General features: G+C 32.0%; 21 protein-coding genes. 9 read left to right on the top strand and 12 right to left on the bottom strand.

The genetic code is table 11. The features are described 5' to 3' along the window. The first annotated feature begins 64 nt into the window (after positions 1 to 64). Together NRK67_02410 and yjeM are read left to right on the top strand one after the other, a co-directional pair. Positions 65 to 295 carry a TM2 domain-containing protein gene (locus tag NRK67_02410; GenBank protein UUV17710.1) on the top strand — a complete coding sequence of 77 codons (231 nt, stop codon included), beginning with the start codon at positions 65 to 67 and terminating at the stop codon, positions 293 to 295. A gap of 125 nt (positions 296 to 420) precedes the next feature. Then, positions 421 to 1,929, top strand: a complete 1,509-nt coding sequence (gene yjeM, locus NRK67_02405; GenBank protein UUV17709.1) for a glutamate/gamma-aminobutyrate family transporter YjeM — start codon at positions 421 to 423, stop codon at positions 1,927 to 1,929. Positions 1,930 to 2,287: 358 nt separating this feature from the next. Here the strand turns inward: yjeM and queC are convergent, their stop codons facing one another. The 5 genes from queC to NRK67_02380 form a co-directional block, all read right to left on the bottom strand. Beyond that, positions 2,288 to 2,965, bottom strand: a complete 678-nt coding sequence (queC, locus tag NRK67_02400) for a 7-cyano-7-deazaguanine synthase QueC (protein ID UUV17708.1) — start codon at positions 2,963 to 2,965, stop codon at positions 2,288 to 2,290. Between the two features lie 109 nt (positions 2,966 to 3,074). Further along, complete coding sequence (queE, locus tag NRK67_02395; GenBank protein ID UUV17707.1) at positions 3,075 to 3,740, bottom strand: putative 7-carboxy-7-deazaguanine synthase QueE; 666 nt, start codon at positions 3,738 to 3,740, stop codon at positions 3,075 to 3,077. Between the two features lie 95 nt (positions 3,741 to 3,835). Next, positions 3,836 to 4,255 carry a 6-carboxytetrahydropterin synthase QueD gene (gene queD / locus NRK67_02390; GenBank protein UUV17706.1) on the bottom strand — a complete coding sequence of 140 codons (420 nt, stop codon included), beginning with the start codon at positions 4,253 to 4,255 and terminating at the stop codon, positions 3,836 to 3,838. 14 nt (positions 4,256 to 4,269) lie between these two features. After that, the gene (locus NRK67_02385) at positions 4,270 to 5,064 is read right to left on the bottom strand and encodes an acyl-CoA dehydratase activase (GenBank protein ID UUV17705.1); all 795 of its coding nucleotides are present in this window, start codon (positions 5,062 to 5,064) and stop codon (positions 4,270 to 4,272) included. After that, positions 5,057 to 6,079 carry a 2-hydroxyacyl-CoA dehydratase gene (locus NRK67_02380; GenBank protein UUV17704.1) on the bottom strand — a complete coding sequence of 341 codons (1,023 nt, stop codon included), beginning with the start codon at positions 6,077 to 6,079 and terminating at the stop codon, positions 5,057 to 5,059. Before NRK67_02380 ends, NRK67_02385 begins: the two co-directional genes overlap by 8 nt. A gap of 575 nt (positions 6,080 to 6,654) precedes the next feature. Between NRK67_02380 and NRK67_02375 the strand changes: the two genes are divergently transcribed. Next, complete coding sequence (locus NRK67_02375; protein ID UUV17703.1) at positions 6,655 to 8,283, top strand: Na/Pi cotransporter family protein; 1,629 nt, start codon at positions 6,655 to 6,657, stop codon at positions 8,281 to 8,283. Positions 8,284 to 8,355: 72 nt separating this feature from the next. On the opposite strand, the gene NRK67_02370 is transcribed toward NRK67_02375, so the two are convergent. Further along, a complete protein-coding gene (locus tag NRK67_02370) occupies positions 8,356 to 9,048 on the bottom strand; it encodes an LrgB family protein (protein ID UUV17702.1) in 693 nt (230 codons plus the stop codon). Next, entirely contained in the window at positions 9,045 to 9,389 is a 345-nt protein-coding gene (locus NRK67_02365) for a CidA/LrgA family protein (protein ID UUV17701.1), read from the bottom strand. Before NRK67_02365 ends, NRK67_02370 begins: the two co-directional genes overlap by 4 nt. 268 nt (positions 9,390 to 9,657) lie before the next feature. Here NRK67_02365 and moaC point away from each other — a divergent pair, with 268 nt between their 5' ends. Continuing rightward, entirely contained in the window at positions 9,658 to 10,134 is a 477-nt protein-coding gene (moaC, locus tag NRK67_02360) for a cyclic pyranopterin monophosphate synthase MoaC (GenBank protein ID UUV17700.1), read from the top strand. Positions 10,135 to 10,194: 60 nt separating this feature from the next. Here moaC and NRK67_02355 read toward each other — a convergent pair whose 3' ends face one another. The 3 genes from NRK67_02355 to NRK67_02345 all read right to left on the bottom strand — a co-directional run bounded on the left by NRK67_02355 (position 10,195) and on the right by NRK67_02345 (position 13,736). Further along, the gene (locus NRK67_02355) at positions 10,195 to 11,127 is read right to left on the bottom strand and encodes a VirK/YbjX family protein (GenBank protein UUV17699.1); all 933 of its coding nucleotides are present in this window, start codon (positions 11,125 to 11,127) and stop codon (positions 10,195 to 10,197) included. A gap of 259 nt (positions 11,128 to 11,386) precedes the next feature. Further along, positions 11,387 to 12,046, bottom strand: a complete 660-nt coding sequence (locus tag NRK67_02350; GenBank protein UUV17698.1) for a LytTR family transcriptional regulator — start codon at positions 12,044 to 12,046, stop codon at positions 11,387 to 11,389. Continuing rightward, positions 12,039 to 13,736: a hypothetical protein gene (locus NRK67_02345; protein UUV17697.1), complete on the bottom strand. Its 1,698-nt coding sequence runs from the start codon at positions 13,734 to 13,736 to the stop codon at positions 12,039 to 12,041. The genes NRK67_02350 and NRK67_02345 overlap by 8 nt, the downstream gene beginning before the upstream one ends. A 258-nt stretch (positions 13,737 to 13,994) precedes the next feature. Between NRK67_02345 and NRK67_02340 the strand changes: the two genes are divergently transcribed. The 5 genes from NRK67_02340 (at position 13,995) to pcp (ending at position 18,098) form a co-directional block, all read left to right on the top strand. Next, the gene (locus tag NRK67_02340; protein UUV17696.1) at positions 13,995 to 14,555 is read left to right on the top strand and encodes a phaC PHA synthase; all 561 of its coding nucleotides are present in this window, start codon (positions 13,995 to 13,997) and stop codon (positions 14,553 to 14,555) included. Positions 14,556 to 14,729: 174 nt separating this feature from the next. Beyond that, entirely contained in the window at positions 14,730 to 15,692 is a 963-nt protein-coding gene (locus tag NRK67_02335) for an IS30 family transposase (GenBank protein UUV17695.1), read from the top strand. 164 nt (positions 15,693 to 15,856) lie between these two features. Continuing rightward, positions 15,857 to 16,534, top strand: coding sequence for a DUF969 domain-containing protein (locus NRK67_02330; GenBank protein ID UUV17694.1), 678 nt, complete (start codon positions 15,857 to 15,859; stop codon positions 16,532 to 16,534). Then, entirely contained in the window at positions 16,531 to 17,445 is a 915-nt protein-coding gene (locus NRK67_02325; GenBank protein UUV17693.1) for a DUF979 domain-containing protein, read from the top strand. Before NRK67_02330 ends, NRK67_02325 begins: the two co-directional genes overlap by 4 nt. A gap of 11 nt (positions 17,446 to 17,456) precedes the next feature. Then, positions 17,457 to 18,098: a pyroglutamyl-peptidase I gene (pcp, locus tag NRK67_02320; protein UUV17692.1), complete on the top strand. Its 642-nt coding sequence runs from the start codon at positions 17,457 to 17,459 to the stop codon at positions 18,096 to 18,098. Between the two features lie 136 nt (positions 18,099 to 18,234). Here pcp and NRK67_02315 read toward each other — a convergent pair whose 3' ends face one another. Beyond that, positions 18,235 to 19,005, bottom strand: coding sequence for an SDR family oxidoreductase (locus NRK67_02315; GenBank protein UUV17691.1), 771 nt, complete (start codon positions 19,003 to 19,005; stop codon positions 18,235 to 18,237). Between the two features lie 211 nt (positions 19,006 to 19,216). Then, on the bottom strand, positions 19,217 to 19,906 hold the full coding sequence (locus tag NRK67_02310; GenBank protein ID UUV17690.1) for a Crp/Fnr family transcriptional regulator: 690 nt from the start codon (positions 19,904 to 19,906) through the stop codon (positions 19,217 to 19,219). Positions 19,907 to 20,187: the final 281 nt, after the last annotated feature.

The following is a 20,187-nucleotide window of genomic DNA, read 5'->3' as shown; positions in this document are numbered from 1 at the left end:
TCTTTTTAAATATATATCATTACTAAAAATAAAGTTTATTGCTATTTAATTTAGGAGGTTAAAAATGAGTATGATACAAGTAAGTGATAAAACACGAACTTTAAGTTTAATATTATGTATTGTCGGTTTTTTTGGATTAGGAGGACTCCATAGATTCTATGTGGGGAAGGTTTGGACAGGTTTATTATACCTGATGACAGGTGGATTATTCGGAATTGGAACTATTCTTGACCTGATAAGAATATCTACTAATACCTTTACCGATGCACTGGGATATCCAGTAACTAAAAATTAATTTTTTCACATCGATTCTTAAAAAATTCATAGAAAAATTAAAATTTGTTTAACAAGTCCGCGAAATGTGTTATAATAGCTTGAAAGTGTTAAAAAATTAACATTAAATTTTAGGAGGACTTTATAATGAAAGAGAACAATGCAAAAAAAATGTCATTAATATCACTGATCTTAATGATATTCACATCGGTATTTGGGTTTACTAATATTCCTAGATCATTTTATTTAATGGGATATGGTGCAATACCTTGGTACATCATTTCAGCGGTTTTATTCTTTATACCTTATGCTTTTATGATGGCAGAATACGGTGCGGCATTTAAAGATGAAAAAGGCGGAATATTTTCTTGGATGAAAAGATCAGTAGGTCTTAAATATGCATTTATCGGTACATTTATGTGGTATGCATCATATGTAGTTTGGATGGTAAATATCAGTTCATCTATTTGGATAGTAATTTCAACAGCAATATTTGGTGAAGATTTAACTTCTAAGTTACATTTATTCGGATTAAATTCTACACAAACATTAGGACTTTTAGGAGTATGTTTAATTACATTAATTACATTTACTGCAACTAAAGGATTAGAAAAAATAACTAAGGTAACATCTATTGGTGGTTTAGCAGTTACCCTTCTTAACTTAGTATTATTATTTGGTTCATTATTGGTATTAGCATTAAATGGTGGAGAGTTTGCTCAGCCTATCGTTGCTAATTCATTTACTGCATCACCTAACCCTGCCTATGGAACACCTATGATGGTAGCTTCATTTATGGTATTTTCTATCTTTGCCTTCGGTGGTATAGAAGCTGTCGGTGGATTAGTTGATAAAACTCAAAATGCTGAAAAAACATTCCCTAAGGGAGTTACTGTGGCAGCAATAATCATTGCTATTGGATATGCTATTGGAATCTTCCTATGTGGTATCTTCACAAACTGGAGTGAAATCTTATCAGATCCATCGGTTCATATGGGAAATGTAGCTTACGTATTGATGCAAAACCTAGGATATCAAGTAGGGACAGCACTTAACTTAAGTGAACCAGTTGCCATCAATTTAGGATTATGGATGTCTAGATATATGGGGATCTCTATGGTCTTAGCATTAGTTGGAGCATTCTTTGCCCTATGTTACTCTCCATTAAAACAGTTAATTGAGGGAACACCGGATGAAATGTGGCCGGAAAAAGTAAAGGTAATCAAAGATGGAATGCCGGTAAATGCAATGTGGTACCAATGTGGTATCGTAGCTGTATTCATCGTTATGATATCTTTTGGTGGAGAAGGAGCATCTGCATTTTTCTCTAAATTAATCCTTATGACAAATGTAGCTATGACTATACCTTATTTATTCCTAGCTGTAGCATTCCCATTCTTTAAGGGAAAAACAGAGATAAATAAACCATTTGAAATCTATAAAACACATAAAGCTGCCAAGATTGCAACTTTCTTTATCGTTGCCTCTGTTGGATTTGCAAATATCTCAACAATTATAGCTCCGGCTGTAGGAGGAGATATACCTTCTACTCTATGGATGATAGGTGGACCGGTATTCTTTACAATTATAGCTTTAGCTATCTACAATAGATATGAAAAAGTTATGGAAGCAAAGAGAAAGGTCAAAATGGCATAAATTTAATAAAGTTTCAATAAAAGAGGAGTTAAACTGCTGGTAGCGGTTTAACTCCTCTTTTAGGTTTATTTTAAGTTCTTTCTGTTACTTTTTTCTTGAAAGAAAAGTAACCAAAAATTCAAGACTAATTAAAATATCTATTTCATATTTGAAATAAACTGGAAAAATCGAATCGATTGTATAATTTTGTGTAAGTCGTCGAATATTTTCCTAGTTTTTTCTATACACTACATTTACGATATTTTTAATATGTCATTTTTTAGATGACTTTTATGAGTACTTGGTGCAATGAAACTAACTATTTTAATATCTTAATTTCCTTATGACCGTATTTAAATTATTATTTTTTTACTTAGGTTTATAATTTTAAAAAATTTTCTTTAAATTCTATATATCCGGCTTTTCTCAAAGCACAAGCTGGACAATCTCCACAGCCATTCCCCACTATTCCATTATAACAAGTCAGAGTTTCATTCTTTATAACATCCAGAACTCCCAATTCATAGGCCATATTCCAAGTTTCAGCTTTATCTAACCACATAAGCGGTGTTTCTAAAACAAATGTATAATCCATAGCCAAATTTAAAGTTGTATTTAAAGATTTAATAAATACATCTCTGCAGTCTGGATATCCACTGAAATCGCTTTGAGAAACTCCAGTCATAATTACATTGATCTCCCTTTGTTTAGCAAAGATCCCTGCAAAGGTTAAAAATATCATATTTCTTCCATCTACAAATGTATTAGGAACTTCATCTTCTGGAACTTCTCCCTTTTCCACCTCTAAATCAGATCTTGTCAGAGCATTTGGAGCCAGTTGATTCAGCAACCCCATATCTAATATATGGTGTGCCACCTTATTTTTTTTACATAGTTCTTTTGCACACTCCAATTCTAAACTATGTTTTTGACCATAGTTAAATGAAACTGCAATAACTTCCTTATACAATTTTTTTGCATGAAACAGCAGAGTTGTACTGTCCTGTCCCCCACTAAAAACTAAAACGCATCTGTTTTTATTAATTCTATCTTTCATAAACTACTCCTTTTAATTTTATTTTCTTATACTTAAGGAAACTATAAGTTCTATCCTTAAGTATAAAACTAATATAACTCTTAATTTTCAACTGAATGTCACGTTCATTTTAAACTCCCTGCTTATTTCCCCAGATAAACTTATGCATCTGCAGCTGCAGTCTCACTCCATTCAAGTTAAAATTTTTCATAAATTCTACTATTTCATCTAACTCTATTTTTTTATAGACAGAACTAAAATATACACTGCATCTGTCGATAAGGTTATACTTCTCTATAATCCCTTTGGCTTTCAGAAGATCATTGTAGTCTCCTACAACAAATTTTATCGTATCCAGCTCAGATATTGTTTCAAAGTTTTTCATAAACATAAACTCTTCCATCTCACTTGAAGGCCCTTTATAATCCATTGTAAAAGATAAGTTTTTTACATCTAACCTGAATAGATCCAAATCAATGCTTCCATTTGTTTCAATCTCCAAAAATAGAGAGTTGTCTTTCACTATATATTCTATAAGTTCTTTAACTTCTATGTCTAAAAGCGGCTCTCCCCCTGTAAGGGTTATATTTTTAACCTTTGTATCTAAAATATAGTTATATATATCTTCCTTAGTCATGGGTGTTACAGCTGCGTTTTCTTCATTGGCCCACATTGTATCGCAATAATTACATCTTAAATTACACTTTGCAAGTCTAATAAAAACTGCCAATTCTCCCGATCTCTGCCCTTCTCCATTTATACTTATAAATTTTTCAACTACGTTGTAGTATTTCATAATATTTACCGCCTTTTTTTATCTTTAAGCAAACTATATTCTTGTATTAAACTAATCTCATTTTCAGTCTAGATGCAACGTCACGTTGCCGTTGCTTATTTTTCATATGTTGCTGAGTTTGTAGGAGTTTCATATACAGTTACCTTTTTTACAGAATATCCCTTCCCCTCTAAAATTTCATAAAAATACCTTGAGAACTCCTCAGCTGTCGGCCTGAAATCCACCTCTATTATATTGAAATTATCTTCCTTTAGACAATTTAATGTCATCTCTTTCATGGTCCCCTTTTCTATAATCAGAGCATGGTCATGATCATCTACCATCTTTTTTATATCTTTTTTTATATCTCCAAAATCAACAACCATTCCTCTTAGTTGCCCCTCTTGCTTTAGTTCTTCACCACATACTTCTGCAATAACTCTCCACCTGTGCCCATGAATATTTGAACACTTCCCTTCATAACCTGCTAAGAAATGAGCACTGTCAAAACTGTGTTCTCCCTTTAATATATACATACTTTATTTCTCCTCTATATAAAATTTTCTCCATAATAACAACACCCAATAGCTCCATTAAACTGCGGATCCTCTAAAACTTTTACCTCTGTATAATCTGATCTTAAGTACTCTACAATAGATCGGTTTTTTGCTACTCCTCCACTGACAATAAGAGTATTTCCTCTGAATTTTGTAAGGAGGGGACGCAATCTGCTGTACATAGAGTAATTTATCCCTGCTGCTAACCTGTCCAAAGGTATTCCTTCAGCAATTTTTCCAATCAATTCCGACTCTGAAAAAACAGCACATGTTGAATTAAGTTTTACTGGATCTTTAGAATATTTTGAAAGTGAATCCAAGGGCACCTCTAAAACATTGGCCATATTCTCTAAATATCTTCCACAGGAAGCTGCACACTTATCATTTAAATCTAAATCAGTAGCCAGACCCTTTTCAATCTTTACAATCTTTACATCCTGTCCCCCAATGTCTAAAAGAATAAAATCTTTTTTTCCTGATTGGGCTAAAGCACCGTATACATGGGCTTTTATTTCATTTATAGGTTTAAACATACTCAGATCTGTATTGTTTCGACCATATCCTGTGGAAACAGCCAGATCCACATCTTCTATTCCTAATTTCTTTAAATCCACGATTATTTTATTCTGATATTGGCAATAATCTCTGTAAAAAGATACAGTACTTATCTTCTTTCTCAACACTATTTTTTTATCTTCTGTAACTATAATTTTAACTTCTCTGCTGCCTAAATCTATTCCTACTATTTTTTTATGAGTTATTTTTGTTTTACAGGTAATATTATTCATTAATTTTCTCCGATCTTGCAAGGTCACGTTGTTTTTTGTCTTTTAACATATCTAAAAAAGCTTCTATCCTTAATTTAGTCCTGGCATCTAAAACATTGGATTTATCCCCTTCGATAGTTAATATCGGGATATCCAACTCCTGCTTTAAAATTATATCTTCAACTGCACGATGACAAAATGCCTGGGTATAATGGATAACTGCGTCTAATTTTCTTTCTTTTATCTGCTTTTTTATATCTTCTAACCTGAAATCAATATCATATGTATATGTATAGTTATAATACTGTTCATATATATCTTTGGATTCCATGGCTCTAGGAAAAGCAAACTCCCTCTGGACTTCATTGTATATAAACCTTCCGTCTAGGCTCTCAACATAATCATGAAGATCTCCCTGCATAGGAGGTATTCCCAGATATCCCAGCTTTAATCCTTTTTTATCTATAGGTCTTTTCTTCATTTCTTCTATCTTTTCATCTAAAAAATTACTGTATCTATCCACATCTCCGTCAAAATCACTGAAACACAGCTGAAGTATATGATTTTCAAAACCTGTTGCCTTTCCTTCCAGAGTCAGTTCATCTATATATTTAGCTTTCTCCCTTATTAGGTTTAATCTATTTCTCTGGGATTCCACCTCTTCATAGGATACACCCATATAGTTCATAAGTTTATTTAATTCGTTTTTTATATCATCTAAAGAGTGGGAATGGGGATAACCGAAAGAATGTATTTTTATATTATTCTTTTTAAATATTTCTAAAAGTGTTTTAGTGTTGGAGCAATCTCCCTCTGTTACACCTAAAACTTCCTGAATTCCATTTTCAATGCAGGCTCCGTATATCCCCTTGATCCAGGCACACATACTTTTAGGGAATCCGTCACGTTCTGCTCTCTCTATATATTTCCCATAGTCTTTGGAAACAACAAAAATATTATTTAAATCTATGGGAGTATACCCCGCTGTTAAAAGTATCTCTATGGGTACTGTAGTCGTTAAACCTATTTTCTTCATTTTTTTCCTTTCATAATTTAAGCAATAAAAAAGCAACGTGACGCTGCGTCCAATTAATCATAATTAAAGTTTTCATAAACTTTAATTTTCCAGATAATAAAAAAGAGGATACACACAGTATCCTCCAATAAAATCAAAATAGAACCCTGGAATTTCTCCAGAATTGTGTCCTAGTTTTATTTATAGACAGGATGGTACCAGTGAACTGTCTTTGTTCAGTTTTGTACTATATATTATCATATTTTCATTTATATTCATAATAAAAAATATTCTAAAACTCTTTACAGCCTAATTGAGGTCTTGTAAACACCGGACCTTTATTTAATTTTTTTCTCATCTTATGCTCTATAGGTATATTAAAAGTATAAAGCCAAATTTCTTTACACTATTTTTACATTAAATAAACATTGATTTTACACCCTTGGTTTATAATAGTTGTATATTAATAGAAAATAATCAAGGAAAAATACCAGCTATACAGTAAAAGATATTGAAAATATAAATTTGTTCTTTGTAAAAAGACTGTAGATATGTCAATTATTGATGATAGAATGGTGAACTTAAGGAGGAGTAAAATGGGATTAGATATATTTTTTAAAGTTATAGGAGGACTAGGAATCTTTCTATATGGTATGCACCATATGTCTGGTGGAATGCAAAAAATTGCCGGAGCTAAGATCAAAAGTATCATTGGGCTGCTGACTAAAAACAGGGTTATAGCTTGTATAGTCGGTGTGGTAGTTACAGCCATGGTTCAGTCATCTTCTGTAAGTACCGTTATGACTATTGGATTTGTTAATGCCTCACTTATGAGTTTGAAACAGGCATTAGGTGTAATATTAGGAGCCAATATCGGTACCACTGTTACTGGTTGGATTCTGGTATTAAAAATCGGGAAATATGGTTTACCAATGGCAGGAATAGCTGCTATTTTCTACTTATTTGCTAAAAATGAAAAAGTAAAAACTAAAGTTTTAACATTTATGGGATTAGGAATGATCTTCTTTGGATTACAGCTTATGAGTGAAGGATTTAAACCCCTTAGAACAATGCCTTTCTTCATAGAACTATTCCATAGTTTTGATGCTACCAGCGGTTTTGGCGGAGTAATAGCAGCTGCCCTTGTAGGAGCCTTACTTACAGCCATAGTGCAGTCATCTTCAGCTACTTTAGGTATAACAATAGTTTTAGCCAGCCAGGGAATGATAAACTCTGAAACAGCAGTTGCTCTAGTCTTAGGAGAAAATGTAGGTACGACAATCACTGCTATGTTAGCTGCTTTAGGAGCCCGTGCCAATGCAAAGAGAGCAGCAATAGCTCATACAGTTATAAATGTTATAGGTGTAATATGGGTAGTCTCTATATTCCCTTTCTACCTTCAGTTTTTATCTAACTTTGTTGATCCTGTAGCAAATATTACAAAATATATTGCCACTGCTCATACGATGTTTAACGTAACCAATGTACTTTTATTCTTACCATTTATAGGTTATATAGCTAAGATGTTAGAAAAAATGATAGTTGAAAAGGAAGAGGTCGTTAAAAAACTTACTCACTTAGACGAGAGAATGCTTGAAACTCCCGATATTGTAGTGGAACAGACAAAATTAGAAATAAATAAAATGGGAACAGAAATCATTTCATCTTTTGCTGATCTAAAGAAAACATTTAAAGATAATTTATCTGCGGATTCCAAAGAATTCCAAAATGTATTGGATTTAGAAGACAGGATGGATTTGGTACAGGACGAGATCGCCTCTATAAACTCTAAAGTTCTTACTTTAGATTTAGAAGCACCGATCATAAAGAAAGCCAGAAAAAATATAGCTATTTCAGACCAGTATGAATCTGTTACAGATTATCTGAAAAGAATTGCATTTATCCATAAGAGATTATTTGATAACGATCAAAAGTTAAGTAAGAAAAACTTAGAGGAATTGGAAAAAATTCATACTATGACTGTAGATTTCTTTGACTATGTAGACAGCTCTTATAAGGAAGAAAACTATAAGATCTTAGGAGAAGCTACTAAAAGGTCTGCCAATATTTCTAACCTATATAAAGAAATCAGAAGAAATCATCTGGATAGAATGGCTGAAACAACTAAGTCACCAATATTAGTAACAGGATATATGGATGTATTAAATCACTATAAAAGATTGAGCGATCACTCTCTGACAGTAGTTGAGATATTAAATATATAAGGTCTAAAAAAAAGATTCCCTTATGGGAATCTTTTTTTATTTAGTAAATTAGATTTTTATAATTTATCCTTTTTAAAATAATACTATGTATAACAATGGTAAGATGAAAACTGTTAAAACTCCGGCTACTCCAATGGCTAATCCACTCATAGCTCCTTCAGTTTCTCCCATCTCAATAGCTCTCGAAGTCCCTACAGCATGACTGGCAGTACCAATGGCTATTCCTTTGGCAATTTTATTTTCTATCTTAAAAATTTTACATATAAATGGTGCCAAAACAGCCCCTGTTATCCCTGTTATCATAACCATTACTATGGTAATAGGAACAATTCCTTCTACCTGTTTAGATAACTCTATGGCTATAGGAGTTGTCAGTGATTTTGACAGGGAAGATTTTATAAGACTCAGATCCATCCCCAATACCTTTCCTATAAGGGTGCAGGACAGTATAGATGTCAAAACTCCTACAACAACACCTCCTAATATCGGTATGAAATGCTGTTTCAACAGATCTATTTTTTTATACAGGGGTACCGCTAAAACTACTGTGGCAGGCCCTAAGAAGAAAGAGATCAGATCCCCCCCTTTTTTATAGGTTTCCAATGGTATTTTAAAATATAACAATATAGGGATTATAATTATAAGTGCTATTAATATAGGATTCAGAATAGGTAGTTTAAACTTCTTATAGATTTCCAACCCTATTATATAAGCGGCAATTGTCAGACAGATTCCAAATAAAGGACTGTTTAATAGTTCTATCATTTTCCCCTCCTATTTATCAGATATTGAACTGTAAGACCTGTAGTCATCATGGTAATTATGGTAGTTAATATCATAGTTACTACTATTTTTAATACATTTCCACTGAGCAGGTCTAAAGCGGAGATAAGTCCTACTCCCGGCGGAATAAAAAATATAGCCAGGTTGAGCAGGATATTATTAGCTCCCTTCTCTACAAAATCTACATCAATTAATTTTCTTTCCAGCAAAATAAAAAGTATCAGCATCCCAATGACCGGCCCTGGAAAAGGGAAGTTGATGGATTTACTGATCATCTCTCCTAAGTAAGTTACCATAAATATAATGGCATATTGTTTAATCATGATCTATCACCTCGGGAAGTATTATACCATAAAAGCAACGTGACGTTGCATCCAATTAGCTATAAATTTAAGAATAGTCGCCTAGAACTTAGCCTTGTCCGCTTCTATAATTAGAAACTGAAATAGGTGAAACATAAAGTTGGGAAAATTATATTTAAAAAAATGGATAGTTTGTATAGATTGACAGCAGAAAAGTTTTTTAGATTTATTTATTTTTCAAAAAATGTTAATATTAAGAGTAAAAAAATATATATAATAGGAGAAAAATATGGGATTTAGTCATTTTAAAGATGGAAAAGCTATCATGGTAGATGTAAGCAAAAAAGAGGATACCAGCAGAAAGGCCACAGCCTGCGGAAGTATAGAGGTCAATTCTGAAACTATGAACCTTATTGTAAATGGAGGAGTTAAAAAAGGAGATGTTTTAGGAGTAGCCAGAGTTGCTGCTATCATGGCTTCCAAAAAAACTCATGAACTTATCCCTATGTGTCACCCTCTGCTTCTTACAGGAGCCGACATAGATTTTGAAATAGACCAGGAAAACTTGATTATCTACGCTACAGGAACTGTTAAAACTACAGGACAAACCGGGGTAGAGATGGAAGCTCTCCAAATGGTAAGCACTGCATTATTAACTATTTATGATATGTGTAAAGCCATCGATAAGGAGATGATCATAGGAAGGATATATCTAAAGGAAAAAACAGGTGGAAAAAGTGGTAAATTTATTAATTCTAAGATCTAATCTTTTCTAATATAAAAATAATAATGGGTATAAGCTGCTTATACCCATTATTTAAATCACCTATATAAAAACAGCGGTATCTCCCTTCTTTTTATTAAAAGTATCCAAAATTGAACCTTCTAATTCATCCAATAGACCATATTTTTTCCTATACTGACCTCTCTTTTTACTTGGGACAGTAAGTATATCTTTTTTTTCTAATTTTTCCGGTAAGATCCAAAGACCCATCTTTGTTTTTTCTCCATTCAAAGACTCCCAAAAACTATCATAACTGGAATGGATAGTCCTCTTTTTCTTATACCTCTTAGCAGTATAGACATGCTGGTTATTTCCTACACATATCTTATCTATCTTCATTTCCAATGATTTTTCAAAAAAATAAAGTGACTCCATAAGAATTTTCTTAGGAAAAATCCCATATAAATTTTTTGTAGCAGCCTTTATTATACTGTGCTCCACATCTCTTGGAGCCCCCTGGAGTCCACCTATGAATACCCTGAATTCACCATTTTTTCTCTGTAGACTGAAAGTAAGGGTAGAAAGGGTTATGTTGTCTGAATTGGTCAGGATCAGATTAAATTCTCCCTCCTTATCGTAGTGGGGGTAGAGGGCAAGATTGATATAAAATATCTCTGAGTTGTTACCACAGATCTCTCCTAGAACAATCTTCCCCTCTGTATAGAGTGATCTCCTCATCTCTTCAGAAAAATTAATATCTATAAATTCATAACTGTCTTTTATTGCATCTAACTTTTCACTTATTTTAAATGAGCTGGACAGGTAAGGCCTGTGCATCTTACTTACTAAAATAGGATATTGAAAGACCGCAGAAGAAAGATAGTCGTGTTTCAGAATAAAATTTGTCAGATCATTTACCCATGGATAATAAATAAGAGTCCTCAGGGTGAATCTTACTTTCTTTTTTTGTGTATTTAACTGTCCTTTTTTACTTCCCTGTTTAATTAATTTAGAATAAAAATATATGTTTTTCATTGTTGATCTCCTTAATAATTTTAAAATTTATTGATACTTGAGTATCATAACAAATTATTCTAAAATATTATTAAGTGCTTCACAAAGTGTATTAAATCATACACGAAAAGATCAATTTTATGAGGGAATAAAAAAGCAACGTGACGTTGCATCCAGACGGGCACCAATCATAGTGTTTACAAGGTCTAATGTATTGAATTATTTTATAATTTCCTAGATAATAAAAAAGACTTGAGTCAGTGACTCAAGCCCTTACAGGTTAGATATTTAAAGATAATTTTTCACTAAAAACTAAACTTTCCATTTTTTTTAGAGTCCTCTTTCCCAGGGGCAGAGTCATATTCTCATAGAAAATAAGTAATTCTTCTTTAAAATCCAATGATTTAATTTTACTTTTATTGATAATATACCCTCTCTCCACACGAATAAAATTAAGACTGAGGATATTTTCTAATTCTCCCAGAGAGATCTTTGAAAAATATTCTTCCTTATTCGAAAGGGTAATAATAGATCTTCTCAGAAGCCTGTCATATGATATATAGGCTATATCCTCTTTTTTTATGAGAGAAAGAGAGGTGGAGTTTTCTATTTTCAAATACTCTATACTTTCTTTAAAAAAATCTTCTATAATCTTTTCCAGTACAATAAAATCTCTTTTTGAGATCATATCGAAAAGAGATTTATTTTTTAAGAGCATCCTGGCTGTGGAAGTAGTGGAATTTCCCATTAAAACCACAGCCTTATTTATAGAGTTCAAATATTCTAATCCACCTTCTTCAGAAAAAGTTTCATCCAGGATCAAGAGGGAAGTTTCCTTTATTAATTCGGGAGAGGTTTTAACATTTAAAAATTCTCTTTTTATATTGTTGCATATAAGAAGGGAAGTAGAGTTACTCACCCAAAGACCAATTTTAATCATGGGCATCCACCTCCTTTATAAGGGAATCTAATTCCTCTAAAAGGCTCTCTTGAATTGTTTTTTTTGTACCCTCATCGGAGGTAGAGTTATTCAATATAAGAAGATCTTTTATCTCTATCAACCTGGTTCCTATGGCAAAATTATCCAAAGAATAATTTTTTAAATCCATCTCCCGGTAATAAATTCTAAGAGCTATTCCGGGAAGTTCATTCATAAGATCCTCTATTGCTTTCCTCTCAAATATTTTCAATCTGTAGTATGGTGATATTTCAAGGACTACAATTTTTTTCTCCTGAGCAGTTCCATAAAAAAACACCCTCTCTTTAGTATTTTCATAGTGATCAAGTCCATCAAAATCAACTTTAAGATGGATATTTTTTACACAAATGATTTTTGAGATTTCATTTTCTACCAAAAATGTTAACTGTGATATATTCGAGATCTCAGATTCCTTAAATAAGATATGATTCAAAGAAAAATGCTGTGATTCTACAGCATTTTTAATATTTACATAAAGAAAATCTGTTCCCAATAAAATAATAAGGAGCATAAGGGTTAATTTAAGATCCCTTGTATAGATAAGATATAGATAGGCTAAGAAAATAATATAGTTTACACGGCCCATCCACCAAAAAGTAGATCTCAACAGACCATATTCCCTGGAATCCGAAAATACATATGCCTTAAACAATACCAAAATAAATACCGATAGGAATATATAGATCTCAACAACACTATCGATCCTTCCATTTTCAAATTCATGGAAGGTATAATACCATGTAAATATTGTGGTAAGAAAAGCCACAAAGGAAAAACTTCCTTCATTGAATAATTTAAATTTACGAAATTCCTTTAATGGAAACGGCATAGTAGCAATAAATATTATAGTAGATATCATCGGAAATAAAAATTCCCTGCTGGAAACAAGAAGTATAAAAAACAACATAAATATATTTGTATTTTTTATGTGCAGCAGGAGATCAAAAACTTTTCCAAAATCCAAAAAAATAAGGGATACTAAAAAGCTTACCTGGAGAACAAAGAAAATATTTATAAGCTTTCCTATAAATTTTTGAAATGGAATTTTTATCTCATTGACAGCCCATTTAAGCATTGAAAAACCTAAGAACACTTCAAATAATAACGACAATTTATATGTAAGTTTCCATATTTCAAGATCATAATATTTTAACCCGAATATTATTATCCTGAGGGATATTATTATCAGCAGCGACAGAGTGGCAGCTCTGAGAAATCTATTTTTTTCCTTATTAATAAGGGTTGATGTAAAAAATATAAATATCGTGGATATAAATAACATAGCATATAAAAATATAGATTGTTTTTTATCAAAATTGGAAGACTCAAAAAATACCTTTGAAAGTTTTTGATATCCCTCAGTCCGGTTAAATTCAACAATTTGTTTCTGATCTTCATATTCCATCTTAATGGTATATTTTCCCTTCTCTAAATCAAAAACATAGATATCATCTAAAAAATCTACCATGGGAACATCTACCAACTTATTGTTCTGATCATAGATGTCCACATCGATCAGATTATAGATCTCCGGGACTTTCTCCAAACCAACCTGTAATTTCAGATAATTTCCCGTAGCAGCTGGGTGATATAAAAATAATATATATACTAGGGGAATAAAAAGAAGACCCCACATTTTTTTTAATTTCATATTTCCTCCAATAAATCTTTATAATTTATTTTATTATAGCATGTATTTTATCAGGAATAATGATTATTTTAACAGTCAGTATATAAAATTAATACTATTTTTATCTTTAATTAATTTGAAAAATATCTTTCATAGCGGTCTTGTGTATTTTAAAAGTCATATTGTGTATCTCAATAATGGTATTGTGTATGGGGTAAATAAATTCATATATCTTATAGTATAATTGTCCTATCAAATTATTTTTTAGGAGGAAAATTTATGAAAAGAATCAAAATTTTATTAGGAATGATGTTTTTATTATCATCTCTTTCATTTTCAGAAAGTGCATTTCAATTTAACGTAGCAGGGAAACAGATGCCAGCATCTCAAGATGTCAACGGGATAAGATTAAACTTACTTTACGGTAAGACTACTAATGTAAGTGGTTTGGATATAAATATTTTATCATTGGGAGAAACTGATAATTTCAAAGGTTTACAATTGGAATTCCTAGGAGCCAATAAGGTAAATAAATCATTTGCCGGTGTTGGTTTTGGACTTGCAAATATACATAAGGGGACTTCAAAGGGTGTTCTTTGGGGATTGGTTAATGTAAGTAATGAAGTAAATGGTTTACAATTTGGAGCCGTTAACTACTCTTCTGGAAGATCTACAGTTGACCTTGGTTTAGTTAATATATCTCAGGGAGCGGCATTCCAAATGGGACTATTCAATATGACCAATGATCTTACAGGAGTACAGTTAGGTCTGATCAACATGGCTAAAACTGGATTCTTACCAATATTTCCATTTATCAACATTGATGGAAGATTATTCTAATTCTGTATCGTTAAATTAAATAAACCTATATATTCAGCCTCAAAATTATTTTTGAGGCTTTTACTATTCTTCATTTTTTTTAATTCTTGAATTGTATAATTAAATGCAACAAAAAAAATTCATAAATATTTCCTTGGTATAATGTAAGTGCGACCAAACATTAAAGGAGTATTTATGAATCATAAACATTTTACCATTGAAGAAAGAGAAAGTATATTTAAATTTTTAGCGCAAAAAAAATCAATTAGTTTTATTGCAGCTAAATTAAAGAAAAATAGAGTTAGTATTTATAGAGAAATTAATAGAAATTCAGTTGATGGTGAGTACACTCCTAATAAAGCCCAGTTTTTATACAAAAAAAGAAAACAACTTTGTGGAAGAAAGCACAAATTAAGAGATTCGATCCTTTTGGTAGATATTCAAGAAAAGTTAGAATCAGGTTGGAGTCCAGAACAAATATCAGGAAGAGCTAAATTAGACAACCAATATTCTATTTCATTTAAAACAATTTATAGAGCAATATATCTTGATTTTCTTACGGAGAGTCCTAAATACCTTTTAACTAGAAAAGGCAAACAAAAGCCTAGAGGATTGAAAGAAACAAGGGGTAAAATCCCTAATAAAAAGATGATAGAAGAAAGGTCTGAAGAAGCGAATGATAGAAGTGAGATTGGTCATTTTGAAAGCGATACTATCGTTGGCGCAGGAAAAAAAGGTGCTATGATGACTTATGTTGATAGGAAATCAAGATATCTTGTAGCGGAGCTAATGATTAATAGAAAATCAGATACTTTTAATGAGGCAACAATAGAGAATTTTAAATATATACCTAAAGAATACATAAAAACATTTACATCGGATAACGGGAAAGAATTCTCTAAATTTAAAGAATTAGAGGAAGCATTAGGTATTAAAGCTTATTTTGCTAACCCTTATCACTCATGGGAGAGAGGAACAAATGAGAATACAAACGGTTTATTAAGGAGAACTTTCCCTAAAGGGACTATTTTTAGTAAGATAAAGAGATGTGAATTTTATAAAGCGGTAAACAAAATTAATAATAGACCAAGGAAGTGTTTAAATTGGAAAACCCCAAAAGAAGTATTTTGGGGTGAAATTGAAAAGTGTTGCATTTAATTTGACAACGTAAGATTCTATATAATCAAAACAAACATTTTATGTATATTTTTACTACTATAATATCAAAATCTTATGTTTTTTTTTATAAATGTAAAATATATTACAAAACAATTGTTTTATTTCCTGTATTCTTTATATAACAAAAAAGGGGGGATTAATTTATGGTTACAATTAAACTTATTGGAATTCTTATTATAATTATAGGATTCTTGTTAAAACTGGATACTATAGCTGTTGTTATCATTGCAGGAATTACAACAGGTTTAGTTTCGGGATTGGATTTTTTTACTATTTTATCTACACTGGGAGAAGCTTTTGTTAAAACCAGATATATGACACTGTTTCTTTTAACCCTATCAGTTGTGGGAATTTTGGAAAGAAATGGTTTGAAGGAGCGGGCTTCTAAATGTATTGGAGAGATGAAATCTATAACTACGGGAAAGGTATTGACCATGTATATGATTATAAGAACATTAGCTGCTGCTTTTTCTGTGAGGCTGGGGGGGCATGTACAGTTTATCAGACCACTTATCTATCCTATGGCCCAAGGGGCAGGAGAAAAGAAGAATGGTGTTTTATCTGAAGATAAAAACGAAAATATCAAAGGCGTTGCCTGTGCCGTGGAAAATTATGGAAACTTCTATGGGCAGAATGTATTTGTAGCCAGTGCAGGGGTACTATTGGTCGTGGGAACCCTCCAGGAATTAGGAGTAATCGTAACACCTTATTCAGTTTCCAAAGCTGCTATTCCGGTTGCAGTCATTGGGTTAGTTTTTTCTATAATACAAAATCATATGCTGGAAAAAAAGATAGCTAAAATTGGAGGGGAGAATAAATGAAAACTATAATTCTTGAAATTATGTATATATTGACAGGGTTAGTAGCAATAGGCACAGGAATCTATGCACTGACAGACAAGGAGCATAGAACAAAATTTGGTACAGGAATATTCTGGATTCTATTTGGATTAATTTTTATAGGTGGAAAAAAAATACCACCTCATATTGTCGGCGGACTTTTGGTATTCATGGGAATTCTGACAGCTTTAAACAGGGTGGGAGCAGGTTCGCAAAAGAACTCTTCGGAAGAATATAGAACTGAAAAGAGTAAAACCATAGGAAATATAATATTTTTTCCGGCATTAGCAATTGGAATAATCGCCTTTGCAATTGCTCAATTTACTACTCTAGGAGGACTAGTTGGTTTAGGACTAGGGTCTATTATAGCACTTATTCTTACTCTTATTATAACTAAGGAAAAACCTGAATATGTAGGATATGACAGCTCCAGAATGCTTCAGCAAATAGGATCTACAGCAATTCTGCCGCAGCTTTTGGCCGCATTGGGGGCTCTCTTTACTTTGGCAGGTGTAGGAAACGTTATAGCTGATCTGATGGGATCAATCGTTCCCCAGGGAAATATCTTAGCAGGTGTGGTAGTCTACTGTCTTGGAATGGCTGTCTTTACTATGATCATGGGAAATGCTTTTGCTGCTTTTGCAGTTATTACAGCAGGAATAGGAATTCCCTTTGTATTTTCTCAGGGAGCAGATCCGGCTATTGCAGGGATATTAGGACTTACAGCGGGATACTGTGGTACATTACTTACTCCAATGGCTGCCAATTTTAATATAGTTCCCGCAGCAATTATGGATATGAAAAATAAAAATGGTGTTATCTTAGCTCAGGCACCTGTTGCAATTGCAATGTTAGTGATCCACATTGTACTTATGTATTTTTGGGCATTTTAAGGAGGATAAAGATGAAGTTACTTATTACAGGGTTCGACCCATTTGGAAATGAAACCATAAACCCAGCCTGGGAAGCTGTTAAACTCCTACCATCACAGGTCAAAGAAGTAGAAATCATTAAACTTCAAATCCCTACGGTTTTTAAAGAATCGATAGATGTTCTTTTAGAGGGAATAAAAGAGCACAAACCTGAAGTAGTAATATGTGTAGGACAAGCAGGGGGGAGATATGATATCTCTATAGAAAGAGTGGCTATTAATTTAGATGATGCCAGAATAAAAGACAATAAGGGAAATCAGCCTATAGATGAGCCTGTGTATTCTGATGGAGAAAATGCATATTTTACAACCCTTCCAATAAAAGCCATGGTGGAGGAGATAAAAAAAGTAAATATCCCTGCTTCTATCTCCAATACTGCCGGAACATTTGTGTGTAACCATATAATGTATGGTCTGCTCTATCATATAAATAAATTTTCTTCGGCAAAAAAAGGTGGGTTTATCCATGTACCTTTTATACCTGAACAGGTATTAGACAAAAAAAATACACCCTGTATGGATCTAAACTCTATAGCTAAGGGATTAGAAGCTTCCATTAAAGGAATATATGAAAATAATGAAGATTTAAAGATCTCCGGAGGAAGAGAATTCTAAATTTTTCTACTCCCATTGCAGCTTTAAATACATGGGGTAGTGTAGCAGATGAAAACTAAAAGAATGTTTGTTTAAGGAAGCCTCAGGCAGGGTTTTTATAATTATAGCAGGAGATTTACATAAATCTCCTGCTTTTTTACATCCCCATTTTCCTGGCCAGAGAATAGTAAAATTTTCTGGGTAGGATCCTTACTATGGTATAGAGAATTTTATTGGACAATCCTGGAATATAGAGGCCGCCTTTTTTGTTCAGGTATTTTAGAGAAAGTTCTGTTACTTTATCTGGGTCCATCCACCTTACAAGCCCCCTGTTTTTAAAGGTTTCTTCTTTTATATTCAAAGATTTGTGAAAATCACTTCTAGTGAAACCAGGACAGAGAGCCTGTACCCTTATTCCCAAAGATGAGAGTTCAAGGTGAAGAGATTCTGTGAACGTTGTTATAAATGACTTTGTGGAACTGTAAAGATGATTAAAAGATGTAGGAGCAAAGCCTGCAAGGGAAGAGACATTTATAATATTCCCATTTTTATTTTTTCTCATATTTTCAGACACAAGATAAGTAATTTTACAAAATGAATTTATATGTGCTTCTATCATCTCATATTGTTTCTCATAAGTGTCATCAAAGAATTTTTTTTCATGACCGAAGCCCACATTGTTTATTAAAAAATCAAAGGGAACTATTTCTATTTTTTTTAATAAATTATCTACTTCTTGAGGTATTGTGAAATCAGCTATGATCACAGTAACTTTAATATGATACTTTTTACGGATATCATAGGCCAATTTCTCTATAACCTCTATACGTCTTCCTGTAATATAGAGGTTATACCCCTCTTTTCCAAGTTTTCTCGCAAAGGAGGCTCCTATACCACTGGTGGCTCCTGTTATTAAAGCATTTTTCATTGAAACACCTTCCCACCTTTCTTTATTTCTTCCAGCATGGTAGTGAGAACCTTATCAAATTCAAGATAATCCTGTATTAAAAGAAGTTCTTGTATATAGTTTAGTTTATATTCCATTTGTAAATCTCCCTTATTAATATTTATAATATCTTACCACAAATAAAGGTCAATTTGATATTTTGAAAATGAGGATATTAAAATAAGGTAACCGTCTATTTTTTTTGTATACTGTTTCTATAATTTTTTAATTGAGAGATTGATAGAACTGTTATAAGTTTTCTTTTTACTATGATTAGGTTTTTATCCTGTAATTTCTTCAGGATATTTGTAACACCTATCCTGGAAATATTCAATGTATTTCCTATATTTTCATGGGTATATCCATAGACCTCTACATCATTTTTTATATGAGGATTTCTAGAGATCGCTATTCGAATTAAAAATTCAAGAACTCTCTCTTCATTCATATAAAATTTATTGAAACTCAGCTGAAAAATAGCCAAATGGTATTTTCTGGACATACTGTGGATAAAATATGAATAATAATTTGGATTTTTTAAGAGAATTCTATCTACCTGTTCTTTAGTTACTTTACATATTTTTGAATTGGTAATAAAATGAAGGGTATAATTTTCCGAAATATTGGAAAAAATTTCAAATTCTCCTAAAATTTCACCGGGGCTCAGAGTATAGATAAGCTGTTCATCGCCATTTTCTTCAGAGAGAGAAATCTGAACTTCTCCAGCGACTATGATATACAGAGATTTTACAATATCCAAACAGATGATATTATTTTTATGATAAGAAGTGGTTGTTCCATGAGGAGCCAATATATTTAAAAAAAAGTCTCTCATATTATTTTGTTTGCTGAGATCAAAAATTGCCGAGTATTCCTTATTCATTCTATTTCTTCTCCTTTTTTACCTTAATCTTGTATTTTTTTCAATTATATATATTTATTAGTAGAGATTATAGCATATTTTGTATTAATAATCTTAAATCTGTAGATTAAATCAACTATTCTTCAAATCTTTTGTTGTATTATTGATCTGAAGATTAATTTCATAGTATTCTAATTAGAGAAACAAACTATTATGGTTATTTAAAATATTGAAAATAACCCTTCAATTATAAGTCATTTTTAATTTTTTAATTTTTTTTAATGATAAATTATCTTTATTAA

It is taken from the genome of Fusobacteria bacterium ZRK30, from assembly GCA_024628785.1.
Taxonomy (GTDB): Bacteria; Fusobacteriota; Fusobacteriia; order Fusobacteriales; family Fusobacteriaceae; genus Psychrilyobacter.
This window is presented reverse-complemented; position numbering and strand designations above follow the sequence as displayed.

Bases quoted from the DNA above. Each gene is read 5' to 3' on its own strand.
- NRK67_02410 (UUV17710.1), top strand. From the start codon at position 65: ATGAGTATGATACAAGTAAGTGATAAAACACGAACTTTAAGTTTAATA.
- yjeM (UUV17709.1), top strand. From the start codon at position 421: ATGAAAGAGAACAATGCAAAAAAAATGTCATTAATATCACTGATCTTA.
- queC (UUV17708.1), bottom strand. From the start codon at position 2,965: ATGAAAGATAGAATTAATAAAAACAGATGCGTTTTAGTTTTTAGTGGG.
- queE (UUV17707.1), bottom strand. From the start codon at position 3,740: ATGAAATACTACAACGTAGTTGAAAAATTTATAAGTATAAATGGAGAA.
- queD (UUV17706.1), bottom strand. From the start codon at position 4,255: ATGTATATATTAAAGGGAGAACACAGTTTTGACAGTGCTCATTTCTTA.
- NRK67_02385 (UUV17705.1), bottom strand. From the start codon at position 5,064: ATGAATAATATTACCTGTAAAACAAAAATAACTCATAAAAAAATAGTA.
- NRK67_02380 (UUV17704.1), bottom strand. From the start codon at position 6,079: ATGAAGAAAATAGGTTTAACGACTACAGTACCCATAGAGATACTTTTA.
- NRK67_02375 (UUV17703.1), top strand. From the start codon at position 6,655: ATGGGATTAGATATATTTTTTAAAGTTATAGGAGGACTAGGAATCTTT.
- NRK67_02370 (UUV17702.1), bottom strand. From the start codon at position 9,048: ATGATAGAACTATTAAACAGTCCTTTATTTGGAATCTGTCTGACAATT.
- NRK67_02365 (UUV17701.1), bottom strand. From the start codon at position 9,389: ATGATTAAACAATATGCCATTATATTTATGGTAACTTACTTAGGAGAG.
- moaC (UUV17700.1), top strand. From the start codon at position 9,658: ATGGGATTTAGTCATTTTAAAGATGGAAAAGCTATCATGGTAGATGTA.
- NRK67_02355 (UUV17699.1), bottom strand. From the start codon at position 11,127: ATGAAAAACATATATTTTTATTCTAAATTAATTAAACAGGGAAGTAAA.
- NRK67_02350 (UUV17698.1), bottom strand. From the start codon at position 12,046: ATGATTAAAATTGGTCTTTGGGTGAGTAACTCTACTTCCCTTCTTATA.
- NRK67_02345 (UUV17697.1), bottom strand. From the start codon at position 13,736: ATGAAATTAAAAAAAATGTGGGGTCTTCTTTTTATTCCCCTAGTATAT.
- NRK67_02340 (UUV17696.1), top strand. From the start codon at position 13,995: ATGAAAAGAATCAAAATTTTATTAGGAATGATGTTTTTATTATCATCT.
- NRK67_02335 (UUV17695.1), top strand. From the start codon at position 14,730: ATGAATCATAAACATTTTACCATTGAAGAAAGAGAAAGTATATTTAAA.
- NRK67_02330 (UUV17694.1), top strand. From the start codon at position 15,857: ATGGTTACAATTAAACTTATTGGAATTCTTATTATAATTATAGGATTC.
- NRK67_02325 (UUV17693.1), top strand. From the start codon at position 16,531: ATGAAAACTATAATTCTTGAAATTATGTATATATTGACAGGGTTAGTA.
- pcp (UUV17692.1), top strand. From the start codon at position 17,457: ATGAAGTTACTTATTACAGGGTTCGACCCATTTGGAAATGAAACCATA.
- NRK67_02315 (UUV17691.1), bottom strand. From the start codon at position 19,005: ATGAAAAATGCTTTAATAACAGGAGCCACCAGTGGTATAGGAGCCTCC.
- NRK67_02310 (UUV17690.1), bottom strand. From the start codon at position 19,906: ATGAATAAGGAATACTCGGCAATTTTTGATCTCAGCAAACAAAATAAT.